This is a genomic window from Shewanella septentrionalis (genome assembly GCF_025370265.1).
GTDB classification, from domain to species: domain Bacteria; phylum Pseudomonadota; class Gammaproteobacteria; order Enterobacterales; family Shewanellaceae; genus Shewanella; species Shewanella hafniensis.
Window position 1 is genome coordinate 15,969 of record NZ_JAMTCC010000030.1, and the last position, 22,298, is coordinate 38,266.

Sequence of the window (22,298 nt, forward strand, 5' to 3'; positions counted from 1 at the left end):
AGAAACTCATTAAGATAGAAGATATTAGCATGATTACATTCAGCACCAATTTAGGCGACATCACAATAGCACTCGACTTTGAACATGCGCCTGTCAGTTCAAAGAACTTTGTCCGCTATTGTGAAGAAGGCTTCTTTGAACATACGATTTTTCACCGTGTTATAAAAGGTTTTATGATTCAGGGCGGCGGGTTTACCGCAAAAATGAAAGAAAAGCCGACCCACGAGCCTATCGTGAATGAAGCCAACAAAGGCCTAAGTAACACCATTGGCACTATCGCTATGGCTCGCACCGATGCGCCTCATTCGGCCACGGCGCAGTTCTTCATTAACACCGCCAATAATGACTTTTTAGACCATACCGCCACCACCAATAACGGTTGGGGTTACGCGGTATTTGGTAAGGTCACTGCGGGAATGGATATTATCCAGCAGATTGAAAAAGTCAAAACCACCACAGTTGCTGGCCACGAAGACGTGCCCCGCGAACCTATAGTTATCGAGAAAGTGACGATTAATATCCAAAGCTGATAGCTAAAAGATAAGACTTTTATTTTGATATAATGAATCGCTCAGTTTTGCTGAGCGATTCATTATTTTTCGTAGCGGTTTCAAAATTAATTAGTTCGCAAAAACATCATACTTAATAAACACTGCTTAATATAAATTTACTTTACCTAATTTAAACTCAATCATTTAACTTAAAACTTACTTAAAGTAAAAAATCTTAAATTATAGCTTCTTAACTTAAAATAAGTAGATTAATTATCCTCTCAACTTTTTAAAATCTACCTAACATACACTTAACCTTAATCAATTTAGCCTATCCTATTGATATCATAGCCATCCAACTAAAATTAATTCAACTTACTGTCATTTATCTAACGCTTTTAGTGTTAACCCCATCGACTGATATCCGCGTTCTTGATTTAAAATGCCTTGGCAACTTAATGCCGCCATTGGAGTAATGGTTAATTCGTACTTATCACTCAGTGATGTTGAATATATACCTTGCCGACACGCATTGCTGACCCAAGTAAAAAAGTCACTCTGCTTACTCATTATTGGCGTTAATTTGGCAGTCTGAGCTAGGCGGATATGAGTCAAATGCTCACCAGTGGTTTCAATTTCAGCATAGGAACCCGGAGTGAGATAGTGCGAAACCGCATTTATTTCAGGGTTAGCTTGGCTTTGTTTCAATCGCTCAACATGCGCTAATGCCCATACTCCATGCTCACCGACCACTGAGAGCGAACGATGTGATAAATCGACCAATAATGCTGTATTTTCATCGACCCCAAATGCCATTTTGCTATCGGCATTGGCGCTAAGGAGCAAGAGTCTTAAATAACGGTCTCGTTGTGAAAAGTGTGTGTCGGGTATACCAAAGGGGAAAAATCCAAGCCCACCTTGCTCGCGATAAGTGACCGCCGTTGCAGGAACTGAGGTATCACAATTAGCGACTTCACAACGCTCACTTGGCGCCTCGGTCGCGAAAACGCCAAAACTCAATGCCCCCTCACTTGTACCACCGGTGATCATATTTTTATCAGCCATCACAGCAGTGCCAGCGCTGGTGCCACCGATAACAATTTCTTGTTTGGAAAGACGTTTCTTGATGATGCTTAATGCTTCGCTGGGTGATTCATCCGGCGTAGTCCACGCCTTTAATGTCAGACTCTGGTCGCCGCCATTTAAAAAGAGTCCGTCTATTTGATTAAGCAATTGATAGAGTTTAATGGGGCTGGCACAAAAATCCTTTTGTAGCTCAACTTGCTTTGGATAAAGCCTCGCCCTATCCGTATTTCCTTGTATTTGCTGTCTAAACATTTCGAGTTGGTCACACTGACGGGTAGCGATACCCGCTTGCAGTGCTGCATCTAAAGGCAGCCAAATAACCTCGGCCCCCATTTGCTCAAATACGCTGACATAGTAATGGGCCGCTTCAAAGGGATCGCGCGCAGAAGCGGTCACAACGGCGATCAGTGGACGTTTGGCATCGGGGTTGCTTTGCTGGCGCTTTACTAACGCTTGCTGCGTAAATAATTGATAAAGCGTCGCGGCATGAGAATTGGTTGTGGAATCAAGTAGCACTTGTTCTTGTAACAGCGTGCCGTCAGCAAGCATTTGCTTTTCTTCTAATAAATCTAGCAGTGCGTAATATTGTTGGTCGCTCAAATGCGCCAGAAATTGCTTATCTATCTTTGCAATGGCTTGTTCAAGCTTTGCCAAGGTTAAGCTGTCACTATGTAAAAGGCCAAGTGAACGGCCAATTTCAACATCGCTATTTTCAAGACTGTTACTGACAGGAGAAAGTGCTTTAGCCGCTTGCCGTAATATCACTTTTTGTTGCTCATTTAACGACTGCAATCTTGGGTGTTTAAGTGCACGTTCAAGCCACGAAACGTTGAACACATAGCGTGTTTCGCGTTTGGCATCGGCTGAGAATTTGACTTCCGATTGGCAATTTGCGGGAGCTTGAGAGCTGCAGGTTTTCATCCCTCCGCCCACCAGCATAAGATCAAATGGTTGATGAGTGGGTATCGATAAACTCAGGGTTTTCGCTGGCGCTGACTGCACGCTTGGGGCGATAAATAGCAAAAGAGTAAAGTAAGAAATACTTAAGCTATTGAGCAAAAAAGATAAGTTTTTTAAGCAACAATTTTTCATAGTGGCACTCAATAAAAAGTGTGCGCCATGTATTGACTCAAGGCTCATGTTACGGATAGTCTTTTAACAGGTCAATAACAAAAGACTTCAGTTTATTACATGAAAACAGCAACAACTCTTTTCCAAAGATACCACTACCGCACCTGGTATCTGTCCGAATGGTGGGACGAATAACCGCTAAACACCTTGTGTTTGGTGGAGTCTAGTCTAGCCGTCTTACTCCCCTCTCAATCATTTGATTGACGTTGCGCTTTCTGCAAAACATTAACTAATGCCATGCGTATTGACTCACGCGCAGCTTAGCCACGTCTAAAAATTCTAATAAGAGATTTATCGGGAGCTTATCATGAGAAGTTCTGTATTTTTGTGCGCTGTTTTTGGGTTAGCCTTGTCGCCCGTTGCTTTAGCTGTAGCCAATGAACTAGACAAAACAACTGAGCAATCTGCCGCAGATACGCCGGTCGAGCGAGTCGCAGTCACAGGTTCACGCCTAAAAGGGGTGGATATGGAAGGCGCCAATCCACTACAAAGTTTTACCCAGGATGACATCACTAAACGCGGTTACGAGAGTGTGAGTGAGTTTCTACGCGATCTCCCACAAGCTTCAAGTGCGGGGACTTTCTCGGAAACTGGGGGTGTAGGTGGAGCCGATGGAGCACCAGCTGGCGCATCCGGCGTCAGTTTGCGCGGATTAGGTTCAAGCTCAACCTTAGTGCTAGTCAATGGCCGAAGAGTCGCCGTTGATTCATTCTCTAATGGTTCTGACTCATTTGTGAACGTCAATTCAATCCCTTTATCTGCCATTGAACGCATCGATGTGTTAACCGATGGCGCATCGTCCATCTATGGTTCGGATGCCATTGCCGGGGTGATTAACTTTATCCTCCGTAAGGATTTTGTCGGGCATGAGCTCAGTGCCCAATATGGGGATGATACTTCCGCTCACGATGCCAGCCGTAAGAATCTGACCTACGCTGGCGGCTTTGCCACAGAAAACAGCAATACTACGGTTGTAGTCGATTATGCGACGCGAAACGCCATATTTAATAGCGATAGACCTGTTAATGTCACCTTTGAATCTAGCACTCGTATGACCATAGATGGTGAAGATTACGCTGAGTCTTGGTGTGGCGACGATACTCAAAAAAGTGGTACACGTTGCAATTATGACTATGTTATTCAACGCGCTATCCAACCTGACTTTGAGAACATAGGCACGACCTTTAATCATATTTATCGTCTAGATAATGGATTGGAGTTTTTTGCTGAAGGCATGTATCAAAAGAATACCGGTTCAGCCTATGAGGCGCCTGCGGGATATACAGTGGATGTTGCTGGTGATTCTGCCAACATTCCCCAGTATGTTCACGACATTGACATGCTAGATGGCAGTGTCAGCGACGTTATCACTGTTCGAACTCGTTTCCCTGAGCGTCGAGTACAGGAATATGACACTCAGAGCTATCGAGTCCTCGCTGGACTGCGCGGTGAACTTGCCGACTGGAGCTGGGAAACCGCGGCGAGTTATGGCAAATCTACAAACGAAATCAACAATGTTGCTGGCTATATGAATGCCACTAAACTGGATGCCGCCGTGGCGGCGGATGAATTTAATCCGTTCAATTTAGGCCGTGATAGTAGCGCTGCACAAATTGCTGCCCTGCGCGATCCCGGCATTCGTAAAGGAGAATCAGAGGTGTTGTCGCTGGATTTTAATATCAGTGGCGATCTGTTTGCATTACCCGCAGGTACAGTAAGCTCGGTTTTTGGTGGAGAGCTGCGAAAAGAGCAAATATTTGATAGGCCATCCATCAACGCCGTTAATAACGAAATTATCGGCTTAGGCGCAAGCGATGCCGAAGCAGACCGGACGCAATATGCTGTGTATGGCGAGTTTAATTTCCCCATTACCGACACCTTAGATGTGATCGCAGCTTTACGTTACGACCACTATAGTGACTTTGGTGGCGATGTTAACCCTAAAATATCAATGCGTTATCGCCCTCTTGAGGATTTAGTATTAAGGGCATCATGGAGTACAGGTTTTAGAGCCCCTTCGTTATCCCAATTAGGCGCAGGGACGTCGCTCAGCAGCCAGTATATCAATTGTGGTTCAGCTGAACCTTACAATGCCTTATGCGGTACTGCTGGCGCTGAGTTTGGCGAACTCGAGTTTGACCAAGAAACCATAGGCAATAAGGATTTATCCGCAGAAAAGTCTGCCGCCATTAACGTTGGCGTCTCTTGGAACCTCACTGAAGCACTACAATTGACCGTCGATTACTGGCGCTATGAGCACGATGATATTGTTGATATTGATGCCAACACCACCTTGGACGCCTGTATTAAAGACAGTACAAAAATCGTGACTAGCGTTGCAGAACTAGGAGATGAATTTGGCTGTGTTATTGATGGCCAAGGGGATATTAGCTTCTTACGCACTGGCTATTTTAACGTCGGCAATCAAAATACTGATGGCGTCGACTACAAGCTAGACTATCGCTTAGACACTGAAACCGCAGGTGAATTTAAGTTTTATGTTGCGGGTACTGAAACCCTATCGTTTGAAAGACAAGTGACACCTTCAACCCCAGTGGAAGATTTATTAGGGCGGTTAAGTGGCGCCTCCGAAATTGCTCGCCCTGAAAGCGTACTTGATCTAGGAACCGACTGGCAGCTCAACGATTGGAGTGCCAGTTTATCGGGTCACTACATCAGTTCATTGGGTGATGGTGACTTTAAATTTGATAACGAAACCGTCGACAGTTGGCTCACCTTCAGTGCGAGCCTTGGTTATGAGTTAAATGAACACCATAGCTTTTTGGTGTCAGTGCGTAACCTAACAGATGAAGAACCGCCCTACGCCTCCTCTCCAACCAATGGCTATGCAAGCTCAGTCCATGATTGGTTAGGCCGTCGCTGGAACGTACGTTATACCTTCAAGTTTTAATGTACTGACTTGAGGCATTGGCCGCAGCGTTTAATTGTGGCCAATGCCTTGTTCTGACCCTTTATAAAGGCACATAGGATGAAATTACCTACTGCAAGGGCAATGCCCGACGCTTTTGTTATTTTATTTTTTATCGTTTTAGCCGCCGCAATAAGCAGTTATCTGTTTCCTGCGGGTTGGTTTGCTATGGTCGATATCGTTGATAGCGCTGGCAACATCACTCAAAGAATCGATCCACAACAGTTTTTCATGACATACGATAACGCGCATCATGTCAGTCTATTTTCAGCTAACGACAAAACGGGGCTGACCAATTTTGCCTTCGACGGCATGACATCAGGCGATCGCATGGGCTCGGCCGTTGGCGTCATGGCATTTATCCTTATCGTGGGGGGTGCCTTTGGTGTCGTCATGGACACAGGCGCCATTACGCAATGCATTATGGCGATGATCACCAAACTGCAGCGCAGCCAAGTATTACTGATCCCATTACTGTTTATAATATTTTCATTAAGCGGCGCGATATACGGCATGAGTGAAGAGGCCATTGCATTCTGCATTGTTCTGTTGCCGCTTTTTCAGGCTTTAGGTTACTCAGCAGCAACTGTGGTCATGGTCACCTACTTATCCACCCAAATTGGATTTGCTACCTCGTGGATGAATCCATTTAGCGTGGCCATTGCGCAAGGGATAGCCGGTGTACCTTTAATGTCTGGCGCTGGTTTACGGATTGCGGCTTGGTTTGTTTTCACTGTTGTCGGCTTAATTTTTACCCTGCGCTACGCTAAAAAACATCGCTCAACAGTAGATACCACACTCGTGCAAGCTAATGATAAACCATTGAATAACCAATGTTCTTCCTTTGACATTCTCGTGTTGCTTTGTTTACTCGGCGTAATTATGTGGGTGATTTGGGGAGTGGTAAGCCAAGGCTATTATATTCCGCAAATCGCCAGTCAGTTTTTTGCACTGGCATTGGTTGTTGGGCTGATTGCCGTTATTTGGCGGAAACGTAGCTTGAACCAAATCTCAAGTGCCTTTCAAAAAGGCGCCAGTGAACTGTTACCCGCCGCGATGATTGTGGGATTCGCCAAAGGTGTGGTGTTATTGCTTGGCGGCGATGACCCACAACAGCCCTCTATTCTTAACACTGCCTTACATTATGCCGGCGAGTCCTTGGCAACGTTACCTGATGTCACCTCTGCCATTGTTATGTATATATTTCAATCTATTATGAATTTCTTTGTCGCATCGGGTTCCGGTCAAGCCGCCCTGACCATGCCTATCATGGCGCCGCTTTCCGATATAGCAGGCGTCACCCGCCAAGTATCAGTGCTTTGTTTTCAGCTTGGTGATGGACTGACAAATTTAGTGATCCCCACTTCAGCCTCATTAATGGGCTGTTTAGGTGTGGCTAAAATTTCATACGCTCAATGGCTTGCGCTTATTTGGCGCTTTCAATTATTGCTGACCTTGATGGCCAGTACCGTCATCTTATTTGCCGTTATTACAGGATATAGCTGATGTTAACTTTAATCCGTAACGCCGCCGTTTATGCGCCGCAGTTTTTAGGGCTACGCGACGTGTTATTTTGCGAGGCGAAAGTCCTTAAAATCGCCCCCGTCATTGATCTTAAGCATGCAGACTTAGTCACAATAATCGAAGCCAATGGCCGCCCTTTAATCCCAGGTTTAGTGGACCCCTTAGTACATATCACAGGCGGTGGCGGTGAAGGCGGTTACCACACGCGTACCCCAGAGATGCAACTAACAGATGCCAGCCTTGCTGGGGTCACTACGCTCGTCGCAGCATTGGGAACCGACGCCATTAGTCGCAGCTTGAACGAACTTGTCGTCAAAGCGAAAGCGCTCACATATGAAGGCTTGTCTGTCTTTTGCTACACAGGCTCTTACGAGTACCCCGTAAAAACCCTTACTGGCGATATCACCCAAGATCTGGTGTTACTCGACAATGTTATTGGTGTGGGTGAGATTGCAATTGCAGATCACCGAGGATCGCAACTCACTGCGCCAGAACTCGCCAGAGTCGCAGCGCAAAGCCGCGTCGGTGGCATGCTCAGCGGTAAAGGCGGCATAGTGTTTGTGCATGTGGGCGATGGTGCAACTGGTATCCAAATTTTGCATCACATCGCGCAGCAGTCTGATATCCCTTTAACGCAGTTCTATCCCACTCACATGAATCGCTCCCAACAGCTATTAGAGCAAGGGCTTGAATTTGCACGACAAGGTGGGGTTATCGATTTCACGACGTCGACTAATACTCAATATTTAAACGAGGGTGAAATCGCGGTCGTTGATGCGGTCCATTTTGCAATCTCGCAAGGTATCAACTTGAGTCAAATCAGCTTAAGTTCCGACGGTAATGCTAGCCTGCCTGTATTTAATGCTGACGGAGAGTGTATTGGAATAGAAATGGGTAAAGTCAGCAGTCTATTTGAAGCGCTAGTGGCTTTAATTAACAGTGGTTTACCCCTAGAACAAGTGCTTCCTTTAGTGACCTCAAATGCCGCTCGTGTGCTCAAGCTAAAAAGTAAGGGTGGGATAAGCGAAACACACGATGCCGACTTTGTGTTATTAACGGATAACTTTAATATCGATAAAGTATGGAGCAAAGGGCAACTACTCGTTGATGAAGGTAACGCACTGAAATGGGGAACATTTGAATCGCAGTAACTCAATAATGGCGCACGCCGCGCGCGTGCACCACACTCATAAACCGTGTGCAATGCGAGTAGATTACCCGCAAACAGAGCGTATCAAGCACATTTTCTCAAGGTGAAAGAGTTTGCATTGCTAAGCGCACTCCGATCATCGCTGATTGACTGACATTTTAAAACGCGTAACGTTACGCCATCGAGATCCGAACTGCACCATTACAGTTACCGCGCTTCAGCCAAACTATCCCATAAAAACTGGGCATCTTATTGCCCTATTTAGGAAAAGTATTTTGTATTCGGCTGATTAACGCCACAGCCAAACAACTTGTCTCTATGCTATTTGCAGGTATTGGACATACAAGATACGCGTAGCGGCGTTAGATTAACCATCTGATATAGATGAAAAAGCCATTTCTGTATCTATTATAGTGTCTTGCTTACTCTTATTATCCCCTTTCCTTTCAAGCCCAAGAACACTGCGAACTTGGGCTGCTAATCCGATTAGGATTAGCAAAGAAAGCCTGCTGTAGCGCGCATAAAATGCAGTTTAACTTAGAGCGCAGGATGTTTAACTTGGGTCACAATAAGCTATACCATGACTTCAGCGATCTGCTCCATCGAGCCAACACTCTTAAGTCGATACTTTTTCACAGACGCAGTCTACACATGTTGGGAAGAGATTTTGAATAATACAAAAGGTAGTCTGTTTATGGTTGCTGCTATGGCAGCATTTTCTATTGAAGACATGCTCATCAAATCTGCAGCAGAAACCACCTCTATCGGCATCATTTTAGCGTTATTTGGCCTTGGTGGAATGTTGATATTTATACTATTAACTTGGCGCAAGGGCGAAACTGTGCTTCACCCTGCGGCATTGTCGAGACCCATACTGTTACGCGCACTGTGTGAAGTTATCGGCCGATTCTGTTTTGCTTTAGCTATCACCTTAACGCCACTCTCGAGTGCATCCGCTATTTTGCAAGCCACACCTCTGATAGCCATGATTGGCGCAGCCTTGTTGTTCGGTGAACAAGTCGGTCATAAAAGATGGCTTGCGGTATTGGTTGGTTTTGTGGGCGTACTGATGATCATTCGCCCAGGGCTTGATGGCTTTGAAGCTACCTCTTTATTTGCCGTTATCGCTACCTTAGGTTTTGCAGGACGCGATTTAGCAACCCGTGCCGCATCACCCGTGTTATCTAACATGCAACTCGGGGTGTATGGCTTTTTTGTGTTAATTCCGACAGGCTTAGCCATAATGATGTACCAAAATGAGCCCTTACAGTTTAGTACCACTGCGGCAACACAAATTCTGGGAGCCATCGTCTTTGGTGTCATGGCCTACAATGCGCTGACAATCGCTATGCGCGCTGGAGATGTCTCAGTAGTCAGCCCCTTTCGGTATACACGTTTACTGTTTGCCTTAGCGTTAGGCATATTGATATTTGGAGAATCACCAGATTTACTAACACTTCTAGGGAGCTTACTCATAGTATTAAGTGGCGGCTATACCTTAATCCAAACGCGTAAAAGAACCACGACGAATAACATACCGAATGCGGCATGAAATGAGTAAAACAACAACGTAAGTTGAAATCTCGGCTAAATTCTTCGCAAGTAGACAGACTCGACAAGGCGCAGAAACAAGCGCGATACACTCAACACAGATTCAGCCTTATGACACCAACATAACGAGTAACTTCCTTATTGAATCTGTCCAAGCGGCGCTGCGAGGACGGCGTTAGTCATCTTATTGTGAACGACAGTAGTTGATGTTGGTTACAGCAAGTGCCTGTGGTTTTAATGCAATACTGCATTCCAATGGCGGCGCAATTGTCTCTAAGGGGCCGCAATGTCCCACACCATAAGTCGCAAACTGATTGGGGTTAATGTCAGCATGGAAGAACTGATTCGGAACCCGCACCTTTAAACCACTGTGTTCGCCCAAAGAGTCGGTTAATTGATCGCCGATACTCATTAGCCAAAATACCTTCCGTTCAGCTTCCAGCGCCTCGCGCACAATATCTTTATATGCAACATTGGGTGCTGGTGTGGGTAAATTACTGCACACCAGCTGTTTGGTGTTGCGTGAAAAATAGGTGAACCTATCTACGACCTTAGCATCAAGGCCCATGTTATTTTCAAGCCAATACTGAGTGGGTTTAGCACTTTGGTTTTCACAATTACGGGCCGTGACAAAATAACAATCAACACCGTCTTTAAAACACCATTGTTTAGCAAAATCAACCATGCCCTGAATTACAGGCCCCTTACCCGTTGGGTCGGAATCAATTGCAGCGCTAAACTCCAGTGTATTATCGATATCAAACATCAATGCCGGTATTTTTTTCTGCTGTTTGAGTGCATCGATTAAGCCGCTTTTTTTAAAGGACCACATCAGATCATCTAACCGTTTGCGCAAGGTTTCAATATCAGTTGCATACTGAGATTGGGCACCATACTGAGAAAAACCTGCACTATCCTGCGTGAGCTGATAATAGTTTTGGTCATCGCTATTGGTCATCAATGGGCTGGGTGCGGGCACAGTGATGGGCTTGCAGTTATTGCCATCAGCGTCGCACTGCGCATCTAAACAGATTTTCTCGGAACCGCTGTATTGATTCACCGCCCCAATACGCACATCTAATTGCGATTTATCGCGGGTCAACTCGCGGTACAAACTGAGCGGGTCTGGTGTTGTTGAATGAGCACTACATCCACTGAGAAAACTGGATATCAGCAGTAATAAAATAACTTGTTTCATCGTGATACTCCGATAACAGAGTGATAGTGAAAAACCGCGCCGATTTAGCACGCGGTTCTTTACTGGCAATTAAAAGCCGGTTAATGACTCAATAAACGAAATGGCATTAACATGCTTTGAGATCTGCTAATACATGATCTGCTGCCTGAAATGCCAACGCTGCCAAAGTGAGGGTGGGATTTCCCGTCGCAACCGTTGGAAACACACCGCTACCGACTAAAAACAGATTGCTATGATCCCAAGATTGCTGGCGAGGATTCACCACCGACGTATCTTTACAGTCCCCCATTCGATACGTCCCCACAATATGTCCAGCACCGTAAAACGTAAAATTGTTGCCCTGATATTCAAAATTATTCGACGTCACCTCACGCTTATCACCATAGAAAACCGGCGCAGGCGGAGCCTTGGTATATTCGCGCGCACCAAGGGCATCAAAGAGTTTGGTCGAAATATCTTTAGCCGAGACAAATGCGTTGCGCACATAATCTTCGCGGACTCGGTAGGTTAATTTTGGGCGCGGTAAACCTAAATTATCAGTCAAGGTCTCAGACAGTTCGACACGGTTTTCCGGATCAGGCAATTGCTCAATTAGATAGCCCATACGAATTTGCCGAGTGTAAATACCATTTAAGGTATTCACCAACGAGGCGCCAAATAAGCTGCTATTTGCGGGCATTGCCGGGTCAAAGCGCAATGGAATACCCTGTTGATTGACAGAATCCCCATTTAATTGCGAATTATTTTGCCCAAATACAAAATCAGCTAAAGTCGTGAATGGATCGTTCGCAGCCCACTGCCAACCCTCATTGCCGATTTCAATACGATAGGCGGCACGGTCTTTACGAAAGGCGCCATCGCGTAAACTTTCAATGCCCGCAGTAGATAGAGGTCCTCGAAAACCATAGACAGGATCTTTCGCCAATCCCCAGGCCAAATACATGATGTGATCCATCAAATTACGCCCCACTTGATCGCTATGGTTGGCGACACCGTTCGGACAGGCTTTATTACGCTTAGACATGAGCAATAATTTTGGTGTCTCAATCGCGTGAGCGGCAATCACATATTTTTTAGCCGTAACAGTACCGCCGCCCGTTGCTACCCCTCCGTGAGTTTGATAGGTCACATAATCAATACCAACAACATCCTTTGTGTTTTCATCCACTTGAATATTTGTCGCAACGTGACGATAAAACACATCAACATTGCCGGTTTGCAATGCTCGTCCGAGCGTCACAGTGGCATCGTATTTGGCTTGGATTGGGCAAATAGGAATACAATTCGTATTACCCGCACATTGACGGCGTTCACCCGGTAATGAATTACGCCCCTGAGGGGTTGGCGTGACTGACAATTGAATATTGTCGTACACCATATCGCTCACCGCTTGTTCGTATTGTTGATCCACTAAAGATGAAACAATACCAGGCATGGGATAATCGTAATTCACGCCATAAACGCCATCCGGTGAAACATTAAATCCTCGATAAAGCTGATCCATCGCCTCTTTGTCACCCGCCACGCCAATCTCATTGGTCGCCTGTTCATAGTAAGGAACCAGCGCCTGATAAAATTGTTTTCCACCGGGCCAATCCACGCCCTGCTTATACTGGGTTTGCAATTCAAAATCATTGGGCAATAGATGTAAACTGGTTCCTAGCCAATGCCAAGTTGTGCCGCCGCCAATGCGCTCATAAGAACTGGCAAAAGCAAACTTTGCTTCAGGACTGTCAGGTTTCAAATGCTCTGGTTGCGGCGTGTAGTCAAAATAACATTGCTTTGGATTGCGCCATGCGCCAATTTGCAACACGGTATAACGCGGCACATTCTCCTTCGCAGGATCAGGCAGTCCGAGTGGATTATCCGCCGTCGATGCCGCTGGATTTTGCGTAGTAGGAGGATAAGGTGATTCAGGTGTTTTGGCATTGGCTTTAAAAAAGGTTTCCATGTAACCACTGCGGTCAACAGGCACTTCCTGCCCTGCTTCGAGGATTAATACTTTTTTCCCCGCCATCCCCAGTTGATAAGCCATGATAGAGCCCGCAATACCAGAGCCCACAATAATAACATCGTAATTGGTTTGCGCGCTCATACTGCACCTCCTTGATGACCCGTATATGCCGACAGTGCTGCGGGTGGTTTTGCCCAATAGCCGTAACGATAATTTGAATCCCCCATAGGATGAGCCTGCATAACTTGCCAGACTAGACCCGTGGTATAACTTTTTGCCGAAATCATATCGCTAACCGTGGTCTCCGGATCTTTATCCGTCGCGGGAATAATGGTTGGCCATGCACCTGAGTACCACATAAAAATCAATTTACGACAGGCCAACACAAAATTCGTCCCGTTGTCTGGCGCCAGCATTTGCGTGCCAATTTGTTGATCTGATAATTGCAGCGCTTTTAACGCCGCATATTTTTGCAGAATAGTAGTCACTAAGGTTGGGTCCTTCGATTCTTCGGTTATTTTTTGCGTAAATACAGGTAAGTATTCGGATTTAATATCCACGGGATCCAACGTCGGGGCAATAATACTGGTTGCAAAGCCGGTTAATACCGCGCTCAAACCAATAAAATTATTCATAGTGTCGGCAGTCGCGCCTGTAATATCAGTCATGATGAGTTCCTTTCATAAATTATTGCGCGCGTTGCAGCAAGTAAGTGAAATCAGCAAAATTACCGTTAGTGGTTGCCGCATTATTGTGACAAGCCATACAGCTGCTTGATGTTTGCTTTACCGAACCCTGTATATAAGTTTCGAGCGTGGTGTTCGCTAAAAATGAGGGAGCAGGCACGCCCGTTGGATCGGTGGGATTTTTAGCATCGGTAGGCCATTGCGTACTGACCAATTCGTAATTCATCCATACCGATCCCGGCACGACAGCGTCGAGTGCAGCGTGATAACTGGCATTTAAGGCTTTAGCGTCGGCAGTGATAGGAATGACGCGTTCCACTTGAGTTGGTTTAGTGTGCGGATTTGCCGGATCCCACGGGCGTGCAGGAGGTTCATTAACTTTGCAGTCAGTACATTTAGCATCGTAAAAATTATATGCCGACAATGATGCAGACTCACCTTGGGTTGGCGCGTTAGCAACATGCTCAAAGGTAGACCAAATCCATTGTGGTTCACCTGTGGTTTTGTGAGCAATGTGAAACCCGACTAAACCGACTTGTTCAAGCGCACACGCGGGCTTGACCCCATGTTGCTCTTCGGGATTGTTATAAACTAGCGCATAAGTCGTATAGTAGTTCGTCGCATCAAACTTGCCGCCCATTTTTATCCATGAGGCCTTAAGCATGATAGAACCTACCTGCCCGGTTTTACTGTCGCTCGCGGTAAAATCAACATCGGCATTAAACTGTTTCTGGCCTTTTTTACTGTAGAGGTTATTGTCCAAAATAAAATTGAACATGGTTTCATTGGTTAATATTTCATAACGGGTATAAAGCCCGTTTTGATCAATCAATGGACCTGTTGTAAAAGGCTCGCCACTTTCATCCAACACATTCGGGGTCTTCCCTACTTGCGTTAAATAAATAGTCCCTTGAGGAATGGACTTGGGATCAATACTTTTGCAAACATCCGGCACATTATTGGACTGATCCCACCCAGGTGGTTTTACGCCATCGGGTAAAAAAATCTCCCGGCTTTCCTTCCAATGGAGCCACACGACTGGCTGGTTCGTTTTTTGCCCAATGGTGGACATGGTATTGGGTGTACCATCGGCATTGGCAGGCCAATTCAGTGCGATAAAGGATTGCCAAGAAAAATCATCAAAATCATGTTGCAAACTCTCAAGAGAGAAAGGCGGTTTTGCAGCGATTTCCAATGGTATAACCGGGCTTAAGGTTGGTAAACTTGCGGCGGCTTTGGTAACGGCTGGCGATTCCGCTTGCACGGTCGCACTCATACACAAGAACAACGCGCTATAACTAAAGTATTTGATATACATGAAATTAACTCTCCTTGTTGTTGAAACTTATCACTCACCATCATTACTGCTATAGAAACGATTAATCCTCTGTTGTTTGCCTAAGGTGCATAAGCCAGCCGAACTCTGCTATATAACAGTGTGATGACTTCATCACGGACTCGTTCGATGCATAAAACACGTTCGATGCAAAAAATCGCAGTTTAGCTTGCTTTAACCTTACTTTGACAACGAAAAACATAAGTACTCAGCAGCATCTCTGCATACCTAGCGCCGATATCAAGGTACAAGTCGCGTGCAGGACTTAGCCTCTGCCAAGTCCAGATAAATAGGTGTGCATAATGCGATTTTAGTTTGTTTTTTTGAGCGCTCCCGCTGGTCTACAGAACAGATCTGAAGCGACTTATATGGATAATGATGAACGTCTTTCATTGAAAATCCTTTTCATGACAGCGTGTTATCACGATACCTTGAGCCTAGATAATTCAATTAACACCAGATGCTTAATTGAAATCCTATTAGCTCCGTGAAGGATAAGATATACCTACATTTTTACAGTGAAACTAATTCTATTCTGGTAGAAGAAAAGTTACCTTCTGAAAACATGCTAAGTTAAAAAAATTGTATACAATTGACTTATTGTCAAGTTTGAAACGGGAGATTTGTTGGATTTGCAGAAAGGAAGAGGCTGCACTCAAACTAAGGTATGGCTACTTGGTAAAGCGTTCTTAAAAAATTAACGCCACTGTTGCACGCCACTGATAGAACCTTCATGATCTCGTAAGTAAGTATCATTCACGGCAAACTCAATTCCCTCAAAACCTGAAAGGTAAAACTTCTTCCGTTTTACCTAAAGATTTTAATAGAACTCTCTGTACATATCCGGCGTCATATAAACTTCAACCCAAGTGTCATTAACGCAGGGCAAGATCGTGAATATATTTTAACCGTTTTGACCCCAATTTGACGGACGGTGTCGATTATGATCTTATGCTCTCTTTTTCTTATAGAGAGCATCAGAGCATGTACCTTGAAGCCTTCACGTCTCATTTCAACTCGATTGCTGGGGCCGAAGGCTGGTCAGAAATTCATGACTATGCTGTCGGACATCATAACTGGTTTAAAGAAAAGGGAATTCTGACCGAAGGTGTCCCTGTCGATAACACCATTGCACGTATTATCTCTCGTATCGAGCCGGAACAGTTCCGACTGTACTTCGCCAATTGGATGCGAGCCATTTATGAGATGAGTGATGGCCATCTTATTGCTATCAATGGTAAAACGCTTCGTGCCCCATACAATCGTGAAGAGCGGCGCTCAACCATTCATATGGTCAATGCGTTTGCCTGTGCCAATAAAGTGGTGCTGGGGCAAGTAAAAACTGCAAATAAATCCAATGAGATAACCGCAATCCCAGCACTGCTCCAGTTGTTAGATATAGAAGGAGCACTGGTATCAATCGACGCTATGGGTTGCCAGACAGAGATTGCAACGCAGATAGTCGAGCAAGGAGGTGACTACTTATTTGCAGTGAAGGTGAATCAAAGTTCATTACATGAGGCCGTGGTTAGTGCTTTCAGTGAAGCGCGCAACAATCCTCTTGATGGACTCGTTATTGAGAAGAATAGAGGCCGTATCGAGGCAAGAGCCTACTATGTAATGCCTGCAAGCCAGCTCCAAGCTAAATTCTCTAAGTGGATGAAATTGAACACATTAGGTATGTGTTTGAGTTATCGGCATACGAAAGGGAAAGAGGCGCAGCTGAGCTACCGTTACTATATCAGTTCAGCCACACTCGATGAGCAACAGTTAGCCGATTCAGTTCGTGGTCATTGGGGTATTGAGAACTGCTTACACTGGGTGCTAGATGTCTCAATGTAAGAAGATAGTTGCCAGATTTATCAACATCATGGGGCTGAAAATTGGGCCATGCTTAGGCAAATATCACTGAATATGCTTAGGGCTGAACCTTCTAAAGGAAGCATTCCTGCGAAACAGAAAAGAGCTTGGATGAAACCTGAATATTTAGAATCGGTTCTATTAGCAGGGTTGCAGCTGGACGAATTTTAAACACTCATGCGGTTGCCCTGGTCATTAACGCCTTTGACCATACCTTCGTCACTTGGAATAAAAGTAATATTGTGCTCTGGACTAATGATATACAGTTCTTTCTCATGTGGAATACGAGCTGGCATAACAGAAAGTAAATGGAAACCTGCTAAAGCATCAAATTCAATACGAGCCTTACGCGGCTCTGAAATATTAAAATAAATTTTTGATGATGGAACGCTATCTGTATCAGAGCCGTCTTTATCCCGTCCCCGTACTATTGCATTAGCAATATTATCTTGAATTAACAGACTGAAACGTCTCAGATCAGTGAGTCCATCTTTAATCTGAATTTCGATCAGTTTTAAAAAATTTTCGGTTAACCAGCCTTTTGCAGCCATTGCTTCATCAGGGGTAATAGGCACAATTTGTAAAATTATAACCGACTCGTCAGCACTTTTAAGTTTTGGCTCTTCAGTCATCAAAGTTGTAAGAAAACAATCTGGCTGATTGACTAATGGTCTTTTGAAGTCAATCATCTCACCGACTGTAAGATGTATTTCTTGTGTTAATACGTAAGTAGCAAGTCCATTAAGCATTGAAATAGGCCATTCTGGCGCTGTTTCATCATTTGATTTCAAACGAAAAGTCAGCTCAAAGCCAAATTGCTTAAATCCTTCAGTAACATACAACCAATGCGATACTGGATCCGTAATGTGATAAGCAGAAATACAATCAAGCGGTTGATCTCCACCAAGATCAAACGGAATTTCTGGTTTGAACTCAACGGCAGTGATATCGCCATACACATTTTTTATCATTTCTTGCATTTAAAAAACCTCACTATTCCATGTTAAATATATCCTAACCTGCGTAATTTTAGGCTCGAACAAGGCAGAGTCAATAATACGATATAAGTAAATAACATAGTCTGTAAACTGAACGTATTCGCAAAACACATTAATAAACATAAAATTGAACAGTAGGTATTTAATTACTGAAGTTAATTGTCAAAATTAACACAATATCGATCAAATCACTAAGAAAGCCTCTCCTGTAGATTTATCTTGGGCTCAAATCCTCCCCCTAATAAACAGAATAATCACGCATTGATACATTATACGTTTGAATTAATTTTTAGCTCTTAAGCTTTCTCCGCAAATTATGTTTGAAATATTGATAAGAATTTGCTGATACCACATTTTGCGCGCATTATTTTACTCCAGTAAATTTAACGGTTAAAAACCATCTCTAATTCATGACATAACCGAACAGGATAACCTGAATAATATGCTTATATTCAATGCTTTATACCAGTAAACTCTGTTGCTGCACCTTTGTTCTTGCGAGCAATCCACCAAAAGTAGTTATCACCTTTCAATATATGACTGTTGCTCAACTGAGTCTGAACCTCTACCTGTTATAGACGATAACACTAAATGACCGACGAATATCGCGCGGTCATTTTTTATCCCCATAAACCTGACGAACATCAAAGATCTGCAGCGCAATTTGTATCACACTCAACATTAGCGTAACCAAATTAACGATTCGTACATCAATCATTATTCGTCAGGCAAAGTCCTCGCACTCTGCCGATTCAAGGAGAGGTAAAATGTGTAAAGACTGCGGCTGCTCCCTTACCCGCCACGATCATGATCATCTAGGCGCGCATGCCCATAGCCATGAGCATAATCATGACCATTCACATACTCATGAGCATAGCCATCAAGAGTTACACACCAATCCTCAGTTAAACGATAAAAAAACCTTGTCTGTGATCCATAAGATTTTAGATAAAAATGATGTCGAAGCAGGTCATAACCGCGCCCACTTTGAGGCACATAACATTACTGCCTTCAACATCATGAGTAGCCCGGGCAGCGGTAAAACGACCCTTTTAGAAAATCTCAAAGAATACACCAAGCTCAACTATGCGGTGATTGAAGGCGACTTAGAAACCTCCCGCGATGCCGACCGCCTCATCGCTAAAGGCATTAAGGCCTATCAAATTCAAACGGGCAGCGCCTGTCACCTCGACGCCTTTATGGTGCACGGTGCCCTACATCATTTACCACTTGAAGGGCTCGATATTTGCTTTGTCGAAAACGTCGGTAATCTTGTCTGCCCAGCCAGTTATGACGTAGGTACACACAAAAATATCGTGCTGCTATCAGTGCCTGAAGGCGATGATAAGATTGAGAAATATCCCGTGATGTTCCGCCGCGCCGATGTTGTGTTTATCACTAAGTGCGATCTACTGCCCTATTTTGATTTCAAGATGGACGAAGCCAGAGCGCAGCTTAAAAAACTCAATCCAGCAACTCAAATTATTGAAGTCTCAATTAAAGATGGCGACTCCATGCAGGCTGTAGCCGCTTGGCTTAAAGACAATATTCGAGGTGCACAATAATGTGCTTGTCCATACCTTCCCAAGTAGTGGCGGTCGATATTGAGCGCCAGAGCGTCACGGTCGACACCTTAGGCGTGCGCCGCGATGTCAGCAGTCATTTGATGAATGAACCGCTGGAGATTGGCGACTATGTGCTGATCCATATTGGTTTTGTGATGAACAAAATCGATAAGGAAGACGCGCAGCAAAGCATTGACCTATATAAAGAAATCGTCACTAAACTCGAAAACGAAGCCATACACTGATCATCAACAATGCAAGATTGAGTAGCAAGGCACGCACCCTATCGAGTGCACCGAGGAAAGAGCATGCTTGAACTAAAACACCTCTATCAAAGCTTTCGCGATCCCCAAACGATTGCCAATTTAGCGCGTGATATTCAGTTGACCGCTAAATTAGTTAAGCAACCAATCAATATCATGGAAGTCTGTGGCGGTCATACTCACACTATTATGAAATACGGCTTACTGGATTTACTGCCTGATAATATTGAGTTTATCCACGGTCCAGGTTGTCCTGTGTGCATTATGCCGAAAGAGCGCATTGACCAAGCGGCGGCGCTGGCCTCCCAAGAAAATGTCATCTTAGTCACGCTAGGCGATATGATCCGTGTGCCCGGCTCTAAGGGTTCCTTAGCCAGCTTTAGGGCGAAAGGCTGCGATATTCGGCCGATTTATGATCCCTTAGATACGCTCAAAATTGCCCGCGATAATCCCGATAAAACCGTGGTGTTCTTCGCCATTGGCTTTGAAACCTCAACCCCAATGACAGCAATTTTGTTACAACTGGCCGAACAAGAAAAACTCGAAAATCTACTGTTTCATATCAATCATGTATTAGTGCCACCCGCAATTGATGCCGTGATGCACGACCCAAAAGCGAGGGTCAACGCCTTTATCGGCCCAGCCCATGTAAGCGTGATCAGTGGCGCAAAAATCTATCGCAGCACAGTCGAAAACTATGGCACGCCCTTAGTGGTGGCGGGATTTGAGCCCGTCGATGTGATGGAGTCGATTTTACGGATTGTGCGCCAAAAAGCCGCAGGTAAAGCGGAGCTCGATATCCAATACAGCCGCGCAGTATCGGAGGACGGCAACCTCACGGCGCAGGCCAAAGTAAATCAATTCTTCAATGTCAGACCGCAATTTCGCTGGCGTGGACTAGGCCCAATCCCCAATTCAGCGCTGCAGCTTAAACCCGAATATGCCCACAGAGACGCCGAACTGCGCTTTAAAGACCGCCTACCCGTGAAGGAAATTGACGATCATAAAGCCTGTCAGTGTGGTGATATTCTTCGTGGGCTTGCTAAACCAAAGGACTGTAAAGTGTTTGGCCGCGGCTGCAATCCCGAAACGCCCTTAGGCAGTTGCATGGTCAGCTCCGAAGGTGCTTGCAATGCCTATTACCGCTATCAAGGTATCGATATCAAGGAACCACATCATGGTTGATACGTTAAAAGATAAATCCATTCAACTCAGCCACGGCGGTGGCGGCAAAGAAATGAATAAACTGATCCGCGATCTGTTTTTTGCCGAGTTTGATAACCCTATCCTTCGAAGCGAAGAAGACGCCGCAAAACTCGATTTGCACGGTGCCAACGCCTTTACTACTGACTCTTTCACCGTATCCCCTTTATTTTTTGCCGGCGGCGATATCGGCAAACTCGCCATCGCAGGCACAGTCAACGATCTCGCTATGATGGGCGCAGAACCTCAGTATTTGAGTTGTAGTGTAATCATAGAAGAAGGCTTTTCTATCAAGGATTTAACGACGATTGTCCGCAGCATGGCAAAAGAGCTCAAACAAAGTGGTGCACGGATTGTCTGCGGCGACACTAAAGTCGTACCCAAGGGCTGCGCCGATGGTTTATTTATTAATACCTCAGGCATTGGTCGCATCTTGCGTCCCAATATTTCCGCGGCGAATGTCACCGTGGGCGATGCCATTATTGTTTCCCGTGATATTGGTTGCCACGGCGCAGCGATTTTAATGGCGCGTGAAGGACTCACGCTCGAATCAGCATTACAAAGTGACTGCGCCACGCTCTGGCCGATAGTCGAGCAATTGATTGCCGCCAATATTCCCATTCATGCGATGCGAGATGCGACTCGCGGCGGCTTATCGGCAGTACTGAACGAATGGGCTATTGCCTCCAATGTTGGTATCACAGTGAATGAGGCCAGTATTCCCGTCAGCGATGAAGTCAAAGGTCTGTGCGAACTATATGGTTTCGAAGCCATGGATCTTGCCAACGAAGGCACTTTCATCCTCGCCGTCCCCAACGACATCGCCTTAGGTGCGCTCGAAATCATGCAACGCTTTGGCCACTGTGAGCATGCAGCGATAATCGGCACTGTGAGTGATGAACTCGTGGGGAAAGTCGTGCTAAGAACGCCTTGGAATACCAAGCGTTATCTCGATCTTCCCCAAGGTGAACTGCTGCCAAGGATTTGCTGATGCACGAATATTCAATTGTGAGTGCCCTGATTGAGCAATGTGAACAGCATGCGCTGGTCAATCACGCCGCTAAAATCACCCGAGTGGATATCAAACTGGGGGTGATGAGCGGGGTTGAACCTAGCCTGCTGCAAACCGCCTTCGATACCTTTAAGCTCGATGGCATTTGCAAAGCTGCCCAGCTCAATATCCAAATTCAGCCGCTAGTAATACTTTGCCAAGACTGCCAGAGCGAATCCGTGCTGAGTGAGCGCACCATCGTCTGCCCTGCGTGTCAAAGCTATCGCACCCGCGTACTCGATGGCGAAGATATGCTACTGATGCAACTTGAGATGGAACAAGATGAAGATTAAATCCTTCATTTGTAATCTGCATTGTTAAC

The 22,298-nt window shown here is 45.1% G+C and carries 16 protein-coding genes and 1 pseudogene; 11 read left to right on the forward strand and 6 right to left on the reverse strand.

The features are described from left to right. The first annotated feature begins 29 nt into the window (after positions 1-29). Positions 30-530 carry a peptidylprolyl isomerase gene (locus tag NE536_RS16355; protein ID WP_006081478.1) on the forward strand — a complete coding sequence of 167 codons (501 nt, stop codon included), beginning with the start codon at positions 30-32 and terminating at the stop codon, positions 528-530. Positions 531-872: 342 nt separating this feature from the next. Here the strand turns inward: NE536_RS16355 and NE536_RS16360 are convergent, their stop codons facing one another. Beyond that, on the reverse strand, positions 873-2,669 hold the full coding sequence (locus NE536_RS16360; protein WP_342455087.1) for a cyanophycinase: 1,797 nt from the start codon (positions 2,667-2,669) through the stop codon (positions 873-875). A 346-nt stretch (positions 2,670-3,015) separates the two neighbouring features. Here NE536_RS16360 and NE536_RS16365 point away from each other — a divergent pair, with 346 nt between their 5' ends. The 4 genes from NE536_RS16365 to NE536_RS16380 all read left to right on the forward strand — a co-directional run bounded on the left by NE536_RS16365 (position 3,016) and on the right by NE536_RS16380 (position 9,863). Beyond that, the gene (locus NE536_RS16365; protein ID WP_261273353.1) at positions 3,016-5,619 is read left to right on the forward strand and encodes a TonB-dependent receptor; all 2,604 of its coding nucleotides are present in this window, start codon (positions 3,016-3,018) and stop codon (positions 5,617-5,619) included. 78 nt (positions 5,620-5,697) lie between these two features. Further along, complete coding sequence (yfcC, locus tag NE536_RS16370) at positions 5,698-7,143, forward strand: putative basic amino acid antiporter YfcC (protein WP_261273354.1); 1,446 nt, start codon at positions 5,698-5,700, stop codon at positions 7,141-7,143. Further along, complete coding sequence (iadA, locus tag NE536_RS16375) at positions 7,143-8,312, forward strand: beta-aspartyl-peptidase (protein WP_261273355.1); 1,170 nt, start codon at positions 7,143-7,145, stop codon at positions 8,310-8,312. Before yfcC ends, iadA begins: the two co-directional genes overlap by 1 nt. Positions 8,313-8,891: 579 nt before the next feature. After that, positions 8,892-9,863 (forward strand): DMT family transporter, encoded by a 972-nt coding sequence (locus tag NE536_RS16380; RefSeq protein WP_342455088.1) that lies wholly within the window; start codon positions 8,892-8,894, stop codon positions 9,861-9,863. 183 nt (positions 9,864-10,046) lie between these two features. Here the strand turns inward: NE536_RS16380 and NE536_RS16385 are convergent, their stop codons facing one another. The 4 genes from NE536_RS16385 to NE536_RS16400 form a co-directional block, all read right to left on the reverse strand. Further along, positions 10,047-11,060 (reverse strand): hypothetical protein, encoded by a 1,014-nt coding sequence (locus NE536_RS16385; RefSeq protein WP_261273357.1) that lies wholly within the window; start codon positions 11,058-11,060, stop codon positions 10,047-10,049. A 106-nt stretch (positions 11,061-11,166) separates the two neighbouring features. Further along, the gene (locus NE536_RS16390; protein ID WP_261273358.1) at positions 11,167-13,155 is read right to left on the reverse strand and encodes a GMC family oxidoreductase; all 1,989 of its coding nucleotides are present in this window, start codon (positions 13,153-13,155) and stop codon (positions 11,167-11,169) included. After that, on the reverse strand, positions 13,152-13,682 hold the full coding sequence (locus NE536_RS16395; RefSeq protein ID WP_261273359.1) for a hypothetical protein: 531 nt from the start codon (positions 13,680-13,682) through the stop codon (positions 13,152-13,154). The genes NE536_RS16390 and NE536_RS16395 overlap by 4 nt, the downstream gene beginning before the upstream one ends. Positions 13,683-13,701: 19 nt before the next feature. Next, the gene (locus NE536_RS16400) at positions 13,702-15,018 is read right to left on the reverse strand and encodes a hypothetical protein (protein ID WP_012587774.1); all 1,317 of its coding nucleotides are present in this window, start codon (positions 15,016-15,018) and stop codon (positions 13,702-13,704) included. A gap of 1,002 nt (positions 15,019-16,020) precedes the next feature. Between NE536_RS16400 and NE536_RS16405 the strand changes: the two are divergent. Then, a pseudogene (locus NE536_RS16405) lies at positions 16,021-17,067 on the forward strand (ISAs1 family transposase). On the opposite strand, the gene NE536_RS16410 reads toward NE536_RS16405, so the two are convergent. Further along, entirely contained in the window at positions 17,064-17,876 is an 813-nt protein-coding gene (locus NE536_RS16410) for a suppressor of fused domain protein (RefSeq protein WP_261273360.1), read from the reverse strand. The pseudogene NE536_RS16405 and the gene NE536_RS16410 overlap by 4 nt on opposite strands. A gap of 785 nt (positions 17,877-18,661) precedes the next feature. Between NE536_RS16410 and hypB the strand changes: the two genes are divergently transcribed. From hypB to hypA, 5 genes are all read left to right on the forward strand, one after another. Continuing rightward, the gene (hypB, locus tag NE536_RS16415) at positions 18,662-19,459 is read left to right on the forward strand and encodes a hydrogenase nickel incorporation protein HypB (RefSeq protein ID WP_113939527.1); all 798 of its coding nucleotides are present in this window, start codon (positions 18,662-18,664) and stop codon (positions 19,457-19,459) included. Next, on the forward strand, positions 19,459-19,704 hold the full coding sequence (locus NE536_RS16420; protein ID WP_028760183.1) for a HypC/HybG/HupF family hydrogenase formation chaperone: 246 nt from the start codon (positions 19,459-19,461) through the stop codon (positions 19,702-19,704). The genes hypB and NE536_RS16420 overlap by 1 nt, the downstream gene beginning before the upstream one ends. 63 nt (positions 19,705-19,767) lie before the next feature. Beyond that, positions 19,768-20,907 (forward strand): hydrogenase formation protein HypD, encoded by a 1,140-nt coding sequence (hypD, locus tag NE536_RS16425; protein WP_261273361.1) that lies wholly within the window; start codon positions 19,768-19,770, stop codon positions 20,905-20,907. Then, on the forward strand, positions 20,900-21,916 hold the full coding sequence (gene hypE, locus NE536_RS16430) for a hydrogenase expression/formation protein HypE (protein ID WP_261273362.1): 1,017 nt from the start codon (positions 20,900-20,902) through the stop codon (positions 21,914-21,916). The genes hypD and hypE overlap by 8 nt, the downstream gene beginning before the upstream one ends. Continuing rightward, complete coding sequence (gene hypA / locus NE536_RS16435) at positions 21,916-22,269, forward strand: hydrogenase maturation nickel metallochaperone HypA (RefSeq protein ID WP_261273363.1); 354 nt, start codon at positions 21,916-21,918, stop codon at positions 22,267-22,269. The genes hypE and hypA overlap by 1 nt, the downstream gene beginning before the upstream one ends. Positions 22,270-22,298: the final 29 nt, after the last annotated feature.